The following is a 12,260-nucleotide window of genomic DNA, read 5'->3' on the forward strand; positions in this document are numbered from 1 at the left end:
TGCATTTGCAGGAGTTTTTTTATTATTTATTTGCTTCACACCATTTGCGAGCATTAACAAAAGCTTCTAACCAAGGCGAAACTTCGTCTTTACGTCCGTTCGGATAATTTGCCCAGTTCCATTGGAAGGTAGAACGTTCAATGTGTGGCATCGTTACCAAATGGCGACCGGTTGTATCACATAACATAGCGGTGTTGTAATCTGATCCGTTTGGATTGGCAGGATATTGCTCATAAGCATATTTTGCAACAATGTTGTAAGCAGCTTCTTCTTTAGGTAAGTTGAATTTTCCTTCGCCGTGAGAAATCCAAACACCTAATGTAGACCCTGCTAATGTAGATAACATAATCGAGTTGTTTTCTTGCACTTTTACTGAAATGAAGTTCGATTCGTGCTTACCAGATGTGTTGTGAATCATTTTTCCGTGTACATCGTGCTCCGGATTAATTAATTCTAACTCCATCATTAACTGACAACCGTTACAAATTCCAACCGACATGGTATCTGGACGTTTGTAAAAGTTTTCTAACGCCGCTTTCGCTTTTTCGTTATATAAGAAAGCTCCGGCCCAACCTTTAGCAGATCCTAAAACGTCTGAGTTCGAAAATCCTCCAACAGCTCCAATAAACTGAATATCTTCTAACGTTTCTCTTCCTGAAATTAAATCGGTCATGTGTACATCTTTAACATCAAAACCAGCTAAATACATCGCATTTGCCATTTCGCGTTCTGAGTTCGAACCTTTTTCACGAATAATCGCAGCTTTTGGTCTTGCTCCGTTGTAAACGGGTTTTTTACCATCAAAATGAGATGGGAAAACAAAGTTTAACGGCTGATTTTTATAGTTGTTGTAACGCTCTTGCGCCATTCCGTTTTTAGATTGTTTGCTATCTAATAAGAATGACGTTTTAAACCACGCATCACGTGTTTCCGTAACATTAAATGTAAAGGCATCGTTGTTGTTTTTAAACGTAACTTCGTTACCAGCAACAGCAGTACCAATTTTTACAGCTTCAATTCCAGCTTCAGCAAATGCTTTTTCAAAAGCTGCATCATTTGTAGCTTGTAAAACAACTGCAATATTTTCGTTAAATAACGCTTTAACCGAATCTGCTTCGTTTAATGCAGATAAATCGTAGTTTGCACCTAAGTTAACATCAGCAAAAGTCATTTCTAACAGCGTAGTAATTAAACCGCCTGATCCGATATCGTGACCTGCTTCAATTAAATTGTTGTTGATTGCAGCTTGAATGGTATTGAACGCCTTTTTAAAGTAAGCGCCGTTTTTAATTGTTGGAACTTCGTTTCCAACTTTATTTAAAATTTGAGCGAAAGATGATCCGCCTAATTTAAAGTTATCTTGAGATAAGTTGATGTAGTAAATAGATCCAGCTTCTTTATTTAAAACCGGTTCAACTACTTTATTGATATCTGTACAATTTCCTGCTGCCGAAATAATAACGGTTCCAGGAGCAATTACGTTTTCGCCGTTCGGATATTTTTGTTTCATTGAAAGCGAATCTTTTCCTGTTGGAATGTTGATTCCTAATTCAATTGCAAAATCAGAACAACCTTTAACAGCTTCATACAAACGTGCATCTTCACCTTCGTTATTACACGCCCACATCCAGTTTGCTGATAAAGAAACACCAGCTAATCCGTTATTAATTGGCGCAAAAACAAGGTTCGATAGCGCTTCTGCAATCGCGTTACGAGAACCAGCAACCGGATCAACCAACGCAGCAATAGGCGAGTGGCCCACTGTAGTTGCAATACCTTCAGTCGATTTGTAATCTAACGCCATTACCCCAACATTGTTTAAAGGTAATTGTAAAGGCCCAACGCATTGTTGTTTTGCTACACGTCCGCCAACGCAACGATCTACTTTATTGGTTAACCAATCTTTAGAAGCAACCGCCTCTAATTGTAACATTTGGTTTAAATACGTAGGGATATTTGCTGTGCTGTACGTTAACCCAGCATAATTTCTTTCCACTTTTTTATCTGTCATTACGGTTTTAGGAGATGATCCGAAGAAATCTTCTAAAGCGTAATCCATTGGTTTTTCGCCCGTAGTTTTTGACTCAAAAGTAAAACGGTGATCGCCCGTAACATCACCAACGGTGTACATAGGTGCACGTTCGCGATCTGCAATATCTTGTAATGTTTTAATATCTTTTTCAGCAATAACCAATCCCATGCGTTCCTGAGATTCGTTACCAATAATTTCTTTGGCAGATAACGTTGGATCACCTACTGGTAATGCATCTAAATCAATCAATCCGCCCGTATCTTCAACCAATTCAGACAAACAGTTTAAATGCCCACCTGCTCCGTGATCGTGAATAGAAACAATTGCGTTATGATCAGATTCTACCATACCACGCACGGTATTAGCTGCGCGTTTTTGCATTTCTGGGTTAGAACGTTGAATGGCATTTAACTCAATTCCAGAGCCAAAAGCTCCTGTGTCAGCAGATGAAACCGCTGCACCACCCATACCAATGCGGTAATTTTCGCCACCTAAAATCACAATTTTATCACCAACTTCTGGTTTGTGTTTAATGGCTTGATCTAATTTTCCGTATCCGATTCCACCTGCTTGCATAATTACCTTATCGTAACCAATTTTGCGTGTATCTTCTTCGTGTTCAAAAGTTAAAACCGAACCAACAATTAAGGGTTGACCGAATTTGTTTCCAAAATCTGAAGCTCCGTTAGATGCTTTAATTAAAATATCCATTGGCGTTTGGTACAACCAATCGCGTTCGTTCATTGCTTTTTCCCACGGACGATCTTCGTTTAAACGAGAATACGAGGTCATGTAAATAGCAGTTCCTGCTAATGGCAACGAACCTTGACCACCAGCTAAACGGTCACGAATTTCACCTCCTGCACCGGTAGCAGCACCAGAAAATGGTTCTACCGTAGTAGGGAAGTTGTGCGTTTCTGCTTTTAATGAAATAACCGATTCAAATTCTTTTTCAGCATAAAAATCTGGTTTGTCAGCAGAAAGCGGAGCAAATTGCGTTGCTTTTGGTCCTTTCACAAAAGCAACATTATCTTTATAAGCCGAAACAATTCCGTTCGGATTCGTTTCAGATGTTTTTTTAATTAATTTGAATAATGAAGTTGGTTGTTCAACCCCATCAATAACAAACGTTCCGTTAAAAATTTTATGACGGCAATGTTCTGAATTGGCTTGAGAGAAAGCAAAAACTTCAGAATCGGTTAATTTTCTTCCAATTTTAACCGCCAAGTTGTTTAAATAATCAACTTCTTCAGCGCTTAATGCCAAACCTTCTTGTTGGTTGTACGCCTCAATATCATCAATTTCTAAAATTGGCTCAACATGGATTGCAATGGTAAACATATCTTGCGTTAATGCCGAAAATTTTTGAGAAATCATCGGATCAAAAGCATTAAAATCTTCCGAAACTTTTTCAAATTCTTCAATACGAATAATGCCTTCAATCCCCATATTTTGGGTAATTTCTACCGCATTGGTGCTCCAAGGCGTAACCATAGCTGCGCGCGGTCCTACATAAAAATCTGATAACGTAGTTTGTTCAATTTTAGAAGCGTTGCCAAAAAGCCAATTTAGTTTAGCAACCGTTTCTGTAGATAAATCTTTTTCCGTTTGAACACCGTAAACAGTGCCTTTTTGGTTCACGAAGAAATGAATCATTATGTTTTGTGTTAGTTGTGTGTTGTAAGCTACAAAAATAGCCTTTTGTTTGCATATTTTAAAACATTTTTAAACGAATATTTATCCAATTGCTGTTAAAGATAAATTGCTGTTTTTTGGGCGTTTCGTTATTTGGCTGCGCTTTTGTTGGCGCATCCAAATAACGCCGGCCTATAAGCTGTATCTTTTTAATTGCCATTAAAAAGGATGCCGCTGCTAGGCCTAACGCGTAGCGGTGCAAATACACAGTTTTGTGTTTATATTATTGTCGTTGTTTAAAATAAAACTGACAAAAAAATAATACTTTTACAACAACTTAAAATACCTTTTGTAAACCATGTATTTACCTAAATTATTTAAAACCGACGATTTTAATGTGCTGCGCGATATTGTAACCAATAATGCGTTTGCCAACCTAACCATATTTAACGAGCGTATTTTGGCTACCCGAGCCATGATGTTATTGCACGGTACCGAATCTGATTTTTTTATAGAAACGCATATTGCTAAAGCCAACCCCGTAGCCCGAAAATTGAATTTAGAACAAGAAGTTTTGTGCGATTTTTTGGGCGTTAGCACTTACATAAGTTCTTCTTGGTACGATCACGTAAATGTTTCGACCTGGAATTACGAGCAGGTTCAGATTTATGGTAAAGTTGAAATTATGACTGACAACGAGCTTTTTAATCACTTAAGCCAAGTAACTCAAAAGTTTGAACGCACCCAAAAATGCCCGATGACGGTTGATAAAATGGATAAAGCTTATGTAGAAAGTGAAATGGCTGGCGCAGTGGGCTACCGTATTTATCCGACCGAAGTAAAAATAAAACAAAAACTTTCTCAAAACCGAGATGCAGCGAATATGCAACGCATTATTGAAAATTTAGCCGAATCAGAGCATGAAATGGACCAATTGATGCTGCGTAAATTGAAGAAATAGTTTTGCCCAAATAGGAATAGATAAATTGCAATAAAAAAGGCAAACCATTTGGTTTGCCTTTTTTATTTTAAATAGATAGGTAAAGTAAAACGTTGAGCCAAATTAACAGGTTGGTTTTTTACTTGCGCCAAGTTGTAGCTTATATTTTTATTAAAAATTTGTTGTAAAAATCTTTAGCTTTTGCATCTAAATCTTCGTTCGTAGCACGTTTTTTAACCGAAACAATTTCGATACCCGAATCGGTAAAAGTACCCAAAACGTTTTTATAGCTTTTGGCAATTTTATCGGTTGTTGTTGCAAAATTTTTAGCAATGGTATTCCTAAAATCAGCACTTAAATTAAATTTTTTAAACGATTCTCCTGTTTTCGTTTTTATTTCGGTTAGTAAAAAAATATCTGTCGTTTGGTTGTTTTGGGTTACGGTTGGTAAGGTTTCTACTTCTTCTAAAAAATACTAAGTTGTTTTTGTGAACTTCTGGGCAATAGCTACGAATTAAGTTTTTTGTTGGGGTATTACCAAAGGTATGCGCGCTAAAAAAGTACAAACAAGCATTATTTGCATGATTGGTTTGCACAGCTAATAATCCTAAATATAATTTATAGTCCGGGTTGTAATCTTGTTTATTTAATTCGGTAAAAAGCGCTTAGGCTTCGTCGTAATTTTTAGCATCAAAAGCTGCAGCTGCTTTTTCTTGTTGTTCTTTTAATTGCGTTGGGGTTAGTTGTGTTTTAGGCGTTTCTTTAGCGAAACTTGTTGTTATGCTTAAAAAAGCTGCAACAAATAATTGGTATTTCATATTATTAAGTTTTTTCAAATTTTTTTAAAAAAAAGATGCACAACGTGATATAACTTTATTATTTACAAGTTGTGTTTGTATTGTTTTAGCGCAGCGCGTTAGGGGGCGAGCGGTTGTGAAGCTCTTTTAAACGTGTTAAAACGTTTAAAAAGCGACAAGCGAGCACCCGACAAAAATGTTTCATTTTTGGAACGCCAATAAATTGGTCTAAAAAGAGCTATTTTTAAAAATTGGTTTTTTTAAGCCAATTTTGTATATTCGATAAAAAATTAAGGATGATTGCAGTAATTACGGGTGATATAATAGGATCGAGAAAAGTTGATGCGGGCGTTTGGTTGCCGCAGTTAAAAACTTTTTTTACAGCACATTTGCCTGATGCGAGCCGGTGGGAAATTTATAGGGGAGATAGCTTTCAGTTACAAACTTCGGTTTTTGAAGCTTTATCGCTGGCGCTTTGCATTAAGGCATTGATTAAAACACATGCTTTGTTGGATGTTAGAATGGCCATTGGCATCGGATTGGCGGGTTTTGTTGGTGAGCGAATTACGGAATCGGGTGGAACGGCGTTTGTAAATTCGGGCGACGGGTTTGAATTACTTAAAAACAATACGTTGCAGTTAAAATCGCCTTTCGAAACGTTTGATTCGTATTTTAATCCCATGCTAAAATTGGTTGGTTTTATTGCGGACCAATGGAAGCCGGCTACGGCCGAAGCGCTTTTTTACCGATTGCGTTACCCGGATTTGTTGCAAAAAGATTTGGCTGGTTTGTTGGGTAAAGATAAATCGACCTTAAATAAGGCGCTGAAACGGGGCGTACGATGAAATTTTTGAAGTTATTGAATTATACGATTCTAAATTGCGATTATGTTTGAACTTGGATTAAAAATTACGTTGGTTTATTTATTGGCTTGCTTTGTATTGGTTCCGGCTTCGCGCTTTAAAAAACAAGCTTCTGCAGGTAATTTGGTAAGCAAATTTTGTAGTTCTACCGTTGTGGTTTGGGCTTTGTTGCTTTTGGTTACGCAGTTTAAAAAAAATTACGTTTTTCCTAATTTTTTGTTGGCATTTGTATTTGCTTGCCTTGCGTGTTTTACGCAGTTGGTTTTGCGAGGTAGAATAAAAAATATTTGGGTTTTTGCTCTGTCGGTAAGTTTGCATGTTTTGTGCATGGCGTGCTTTGTATATTATTTTTATCCGTTTCAGCTTGATTTTTCGGTTGTTTTTAGCACTAAAGTTTATTTGCTTTTGGTTGCTTTGCTACTGCTAACTTTGTTTTGCAATGTGCTTATTAAGCGCTTAATGGAATTTTTAAATTATGCCATACCAAAAACAGGAATTACCGATGGTGGTAAATATATTGGCATGTTGGAGCGCTTGTTTGTTTTTTTGTTTGTGGTAATGAATTTTTGGGAAGGTATTGGTTTTTTATTGGCTGCTAAATCGATATTTCGATTTGGTGATTTAAAAGAAAACAAGGATGTTAAACTTACCGAATATATTTTAATTGGCACATTACTGAGTTTTGGTTTGGCCATTTTGTTAGGTAAATTGTATCTTTATTTTAGCGTTTAGTTTATGCGCGTTTTATATAATACTTGCGTAATATAGAATTTACGATTATATAAAATGCGCAATATTTTTTATAACCTCATTTCTTGTTATTGTAATGCTTTGCATGAAATATTTAACATTTTATTGAGATTTGAAAATAATTGATTACTTTCGTGTATAATAATGTTAGCTGCAAGCATAAAAAACTAATCGCAATAAAATCATGTATACAGAAAAACAACTTAATGGATTTTTTGATGCCGTTGAATCTTTAAAAAAATACAGAAGAGCAGATTTAGAAGATGACAGAGGTAGAAATATATTGAAAGAATTGTATACTGATTTATTACCAAATGATTATATTTTAAAAAAATCATTAAAGGAAAATACTACATTCTTAATAGGTCGAAAAGGTGTAAATCGTCAGCAAAAAGTGGACAGTTAATATACTTAAAATAAGATAGTGTTTCTAAAAAAAATGTAATTTTAATTATGGGAACACCAAAGAAAAAATCCGCAGAAAATTTTGTAAAAGACATTCGTAACAATACGCGTCGAATCTTCACTGCCGAACAAAAGATTTTAATTGTTATGGAAGCACTACGAGCAGAAATATCTATTGCTGAACTATGTAGAAAGTACAGTATTAATCAATCTCAATTTTACAAATGGAACAAGGAGTTTCTTGAGGCAGGTAAAAAGCGATTATCTGGTGATGTAACTCGTGAAGCTACTAGTAGCGAAGTAACGGAACTAAAGAAGGAAAATGCTCGATTAAAAGAGATAGTTGCTGATTTAGTTTTACGCTACGATATTGTAAAAAAAAGTTTAGATATGTTAGATTAACTCAGCAGTTTAAACGATATATGAGATTAACCGCTAGTGAGAAATACGAGATAATTCGGCAAGTTACGCGAAGTGAACTCGGTGTAAAACGAACCTTGCAAGAGTACGGAATTGCTCGTAGTACGTTTTACAAATGGTACCAAAGTTACCTTGAAAATGGATTTGATGGTTTAAAGCCAAAGCAACGATTAACAAATCGTCAATGGAATAGTATTCCCGGTACGCAAAAAGATCTTGTTGTTGAATTAGCTTTAGAATATCCTGAGTTATCATCTAGAGAATTGGCTTTTAAAATTACTGATGAACAAGGCATTTATTTATCTGAATCCAGCGTATATCGCATCTTAAAGCAACGCGGATTGATTGCAGCCCCAAATCATATTTTGATAGCTGCTTCCAATGAATTTAAAGATAAAACACAATTTGTTCATCAAATGTGGCAAACTGATTTTACTTATTTTAAAATTATTGGATGGGGTTGGTATTATTTAAGCACCGTTTTAGATGATTACAGCAGGTATATCATTCATTGGGAGTTATGTGATTCCATGAAGGCTGAAGATGTAAAAAGAACCGTGAATACAGCTATTAAGAAGGCTCGGTTAAAAACAAAACAAAAGCCAAAGTTATTATCTGATAATGGGCCTTGTTATGTTTCGAACGAATTAAAAACGTATTTAAAAGATCACTTAAAAATGAAACAAGTTCATGGAAAACCAATGCATCCGCAAACTCAAGGCAAAATTGAACGCTACCACAGAACAATGAAAAATGTGGTTAAACTAAATCATTTTTATCATCCAGAAGAATTAATTCAGTCTTTAAACGAATTTGTAGAAAATTACAATAACAACAGATATCACGAGTCTATAAATAACTTGACACCTGCAGATGTATATTTTGGTAGATCGGATAAAATACTAGAGCAAAGAGCTATTGTTAAACAAAAAACAATTGCCAAAAGAAGGCAATTATATAATCAAGAAAAAATCATAAATTTATAGAATAAACACTATCTTAATTTTTACAAGAAAGTGTCCAAATTAGTTTGAAGACGTACACAACACACTTCTGATAATAAGTTAATTCTAATCATTCTGCAATATTATAAATACAAAATGCGTTGTTAGTAGTTAAAATGTGATAGATGTCGAAAGAAGAAATTTTAAAAAACTGTACTTGGGATAGTTATGATATGGCAACTCTGGATGTAAATATTCCAATACTAAGTACAAATGTAAAAATTGATTTTTTACCTCCATTAAAATCTGGTAGAACATTAACAGATGATATGGTTTTAGCTTTAAATAGTGTTATTAAATTAGATGTTAGTCAATTAGATATAATTAAAAGTTATTTATTCTGGCATTTTAATTTATGTTGTGAAGCAACTTACTATGGATTTGATATTGATTTTGCAGAGGGAGAAAGTAATTCTGATGCTAACAAAAGATATTTTGATATTAAAAATGAAGATGATGCATGGAAAAAAAGTAAGCTTGAATGTTTAATAATTGATGAGCACGAAGGTACAACAGTTACTTTTCAATTTGAAGTACCTTGGGAAGATGAACATGGTTGCGAAATCGAATTTATAAATGGTAAAATAGTTAATTATGAAAATAACAACTAAAATTAATAACAGCTACTAAAATAATAAGTTAAGATATATTTATTGTTGTTTTTACTGTTTTAGCAAATATTAAATCACAGCCCAAGTTGGTGCTAAATAGTATTTCAATTTTATTCTCATCCGATTTCACTAAGCCACGATTCGTGGATTAATTACATAAAAAATGAATGAATTTAAAAAGATAAATTGGATGAAAATTCTAACCTTTTACGGTTTAATTTTATTTACAACTTATTTATCAAGAAAACTTCCTAATCTTATTCAATTGGTAGTATAAAATTGTATTGAAAAATATTTACCTTGGAATTTAAATCATGGATTTGCAGTATTAATTGTTACAATTATTTTTTACAAATTCGATTCAAATAAAAAATCTGAATTTTCATTTTTCGGAACTAATAAGTTTAAAAGTTTACTTTTCCCAATACTATTATTTACAGGATATTCTATTTATGTATTTGAAAACAATCAAGGAATTAATGTGCATTTTTGGGCTTTTCTTTGCTGTTTTTTTACCCTAATTTATGATTTGATGGAAGAATATGCATGGCGTGGTTATTTGATTAAAAATCTCGAGAAATTAAGTTTAGTAATTAAAAGCATCATTTCGGGAACTTTTTGGGCAGTATGACATCTCTTAATATTTAATGATTTTAATCAATATTATGGATTTTCTGTTTTTCTTGTTTTTTGTATTATCTTTTCAGCTTTATTAACTTTTTCAGTTGTAAAAACAAAATCAATTCTTGCTCCTGCGTCAATTCATGCATTAGCAATGAAAACCAATATTATTACATTAATATGTTTAATTATTTTTATGGTAATATTATTTACATGGAATAAAACAACAAATAAAAAGAGAACAAAACTTCAGGAAGCAACAGGTTCATAAATTTTATTTAAAAAAGTTTTGGTAACAAATAATTTCTGACCATTTGCTAAACATAAAAAGGCAAGTAATATTCAATATTTAAATAAGTTGAAATGAATGATGTTGTAATCAGAGAATATAAAACGGAAAATTTTAATAATTTATGTAAATTGTTACAACAAAACATTCCTACATATTTTGCAGTTACAGAATATCAGGATTTTGTGAACTATTTAAATAACGAAATCGAAAACTATTTTGTAGCCCAAATAAATAATACAATTGTTGGTTGTGGCGGAATAAATTATAAAACCAAAGAAAAAACCGCAATGATTTCTTGGGATATTATTCATCCAGAATATCAAGGCAAAGGCATCGGAAAATTACTTTTAAATCACAGAATTAGTTATATCAAACAAAATTATCCAACCTATAAAATTGTAGTTCGAACTTCTCAGCTTGTTCACAAGTTTTATGAAAAACAAGGATTTAAATTGCTTGAAATACATAAAAACTTTTGGGCAGACGGATTTGATATGTACAAAATGGAATTGTAGCCCCATTAAATAGTAATTTACCAGTTCTAATTGTCATAATTATAGCTTATGAAAAATGTTTTTATCTTTTTATTTTGCTTGCAACAAGCGGTTGTTTTAGCACAAACAGATGTAGAAATTTATAAATTTTCAGAAGATACTTTACGAGAAATAGAAAATGATTCTACAAGTTGGAAATATCAAGTTGGTGCAACCAAACTATCTTTTAGCGGCTATTATCCATCCGTTCTTTCCGCTTGGGACCAAAACGGATTTCGCAAACCACAACCTTCCCAAAAAGACAGCCTTTATTTTACCAATAGCAAAAAAGTTAATGCAAAAACGCATATTATAGAGCAAGCAAAAAATGCGCAGCTTGTTATTATTAATGAAGCGCATCATGTTGCCAAACATCGCACATTTATTCAATCTCTTTTAAAAGAATTGTATAAAAATGGATATCGTTATTTAGGGCTTGAAACCTTGACAGATGCAGCAATTAACGAAAGAAAATATGCCGTTACTGAAAGCGGATATTATGTAAAAGAACCCGAATTTGGTAATTTAATTGCCGAAGCTTTACAACTCGGCTTTATTCTTTTTGCTTACGAAGCTTCTGAAGGAAAAAACGGAAAAGAAAGAGAAATAGAACAAGCCCAAAATATTCAAAAATTTATTGAAAATAATCCCGCCGGAAAAGTGCTTATTCATTGTGGTTATGCACATGTTTATGAAAACGATTTTCCGTATTGGGGCAAAGCCATGGCTGGCCGGTTAAAAGATAACATGCAAATAGATCCGTTAACGATAGATCAAACCTTGTTTTTAGAACGGGCAGATAAAACAAACAATCATTTGTTTATGAAGTTAAATAATACAAATGAACCGCTTGTTTTAATTGATGAAAAAAATCAGGTTTTTAACGGTAATGATATAATTAATCAAACCGATATTGTGGTTATTCATCCAGAAACTCAATATATAAACAACCGACCAAATTGGTTGATAAGAAATAAAAAACGCCATAAAATATCTTCTTCTAAAATAAAAAACAACGAATCTTTTTTAGTTCTTGCTTACAGAAATAACGAGCATGAAAACCAAGGAGTTCCTTCCGATATTATTGAAATTACAGATTCAAATCCTAGTAAAGAACTTTTTTTGACAAAAGGTATTTACACCATTGTTGTAAAAAATAGAAATTACGAAATTGTAGATCAGTACAAGGTTAAAATTTAAACAATCAATTCTTAGTAATAAATAAAACTAACTTGTTACAAGCTAAACAACAAAAAGTAGGTTATATGTTAATTATTGATTAGTAATTTTAAAGAAATACTATGTTAAGCTAAAAAACAGTGCTGTAATTATTAGAAATTGATGTTTTATGCAAAGA

At 33.3% G+C, this 12,260-nt stretch carries 11 protein-coding genes; 9 read left to right on the top strand and 2 right to left on the bottom strand.

Annotation, left to right across the window (positions count from 1 at the left end; all coding sequences use genetic code 11):
- Positions 1-22: 22 nt before the first annotated feature.
- Positions 23-3,688 carry a phosphoribosylformylglycinamidine synthase gene (purL, locus tag K5I29_RS02950; RefSeq protein ID WP_264434364.1) on the bottom strand — a complete coding sequence of 1,222 codons (3,666 nt, stop codon included), beginning with the start codon at positions 3,686-3,688 and terminating at the stop codon, positions 23-25.
- A 337-nt stretch (positions 3,689-4,025) separates the two neighbouring features.
- Between purL and K5I29_RS02955 the strand changes: the two genes are divergently transcribed.
- The gene (locus tag K5I29_RS02955; RefSeq protein ID WP_264434365.1) at positions 4,026-4,628 is read left to right on the top strand and encodes an FMN-binding negative transcriptional regulator; all 603 of its coding nucleotides are present in this window, start codon (positions 4,026-4,028) and stop codon (positions 4,626-4,628) included.
- 644 nt (positions 4,629-5,272) lie between these two features.
- Here K5I29_RS02955 and K5I29_RS02960 read toward each other — a convergent pair.
- Positions 5,273-5,425, bottom strand: a complete 153-nt coding sequence (locus K5I29_RS02960) for a hypothetical protein (protein ID WP_264434366.1) — start codon at positions 5,423-5,425, stop codon at positions 5,273-5,275.
- A 275-nt stretch (positions 5,426-5,700) separates the two neighbouring features.
- On the opposite strand from K5I29_RS02960, the gene K5I29_RS02965 reads away from it, so the two are divergent.
- The 8 genes from K5I29_RS02965 (at position 5,701) to K5I29_RS02995 (ending at position 12,103) form a co-directional block, all read left to right on the top strand.
- A complete protein-coding gene (locus K5I29_RS02965) occupies positions 5,701-6,249 on the top strand; it encodes a DUF5343 domain-containing protein (protein WP_264434367.1) in 549 nt (182 codons plus the stop codon).
- A 42-nt stretch (positions 6,250-6,291) separates the two neighbouring features.
- Entirely contained in the window at positions 6,292-6,999 is a 708-nt protein-coding gene (locus tag K5I29_RS02970) for a DUF3307 domain-containing protein (RefSeq protein WP_264434368.1), read from the top strand.
- Between the two features lie 202 nt (positions 7,000-7,201).
- The gene (locus K5I29_RS02975; protein WP_264434369.1) at positions 7,202-7,423 is read left to right on the top strand and encodes a hypothetical protein; all 222 of its coding nucleotides are present in this window, start codon (positions 7,202-7,204) and stop codon (positions 7,421-7,423) included.
- Positions 7,424-7,470: 47 nt separating this feature from the next.
- A protein-coding gene (locus K5I29_RS02980) for an IS3 family transposase (protein ID WP_394358579.1) occupies positions 7,471-8,828 on the top strand; the annotation gives its coding sequence in 2 pieces (ribosomal slippage) (positions 7,471-7,786 and positions 7,786-8,828; 1,359 coding nt in all).
- 143 nt (positions 8,829-8,971) lie between these two features.
- Positions 8,972-9,457: a DUF6985 domain-containing protein gene (locus K5I29_RS02985; RefSeq protein ID WP_264434370.1), complete on the top strand. Its 486-nt coding sequence runs from the start codon at positions 8,972-8,974 to the stop codon at positions 9,455-9,457.
- A 481-nt stretch (positions 9,458-9,938) separates the two neighbouring features.
- A complete protein-coding gene (locus K5I29_RS13520) occupies positions 9,939-10,088 on the top strand; it encodes a CPBP family glutamic-type intramembrane protease (RefSeq protein WP_394358580.1) in 150 nt (49 codons plus the stop codon).
- Positions 10,089-10,441: 353 nt separating this feature from the next.
- Entirely contained in the window at positions 10,442-10,885 is a 444-nt protein-coding gene (locus K5I29_RS02990) for a GNAT family N-acetyltransferase (RefSeq protein WP_264434371.1), read from the top strand.
- A 48-nt stretch (positions 10,886-10,933) separates the two neighbouring features.
- Complete coding sequence (locus K5I29_RS02995; RefSeq protein ID WP_264434372.1) at positions 10,934-12,103, top strand: hypothetical protein; 1,170 nt, start codon at positions 10,934-10,936, stop codon at positions 12,101-12,103.
- Positions 12,104-12,260: the final 157 nt, after the last annotated feature.

The sequence above is a fragment of the Flavobacterium agricola genome, from assembly GCF_025919725.1.
GTDB classification, from domain to species: domain Bacteria; phylum Bacteroidota; class Bacteroidia; order Flavobacteriales; family Flavobacteriaceae; genus Flavobacterium; species Flavobacterium agricola.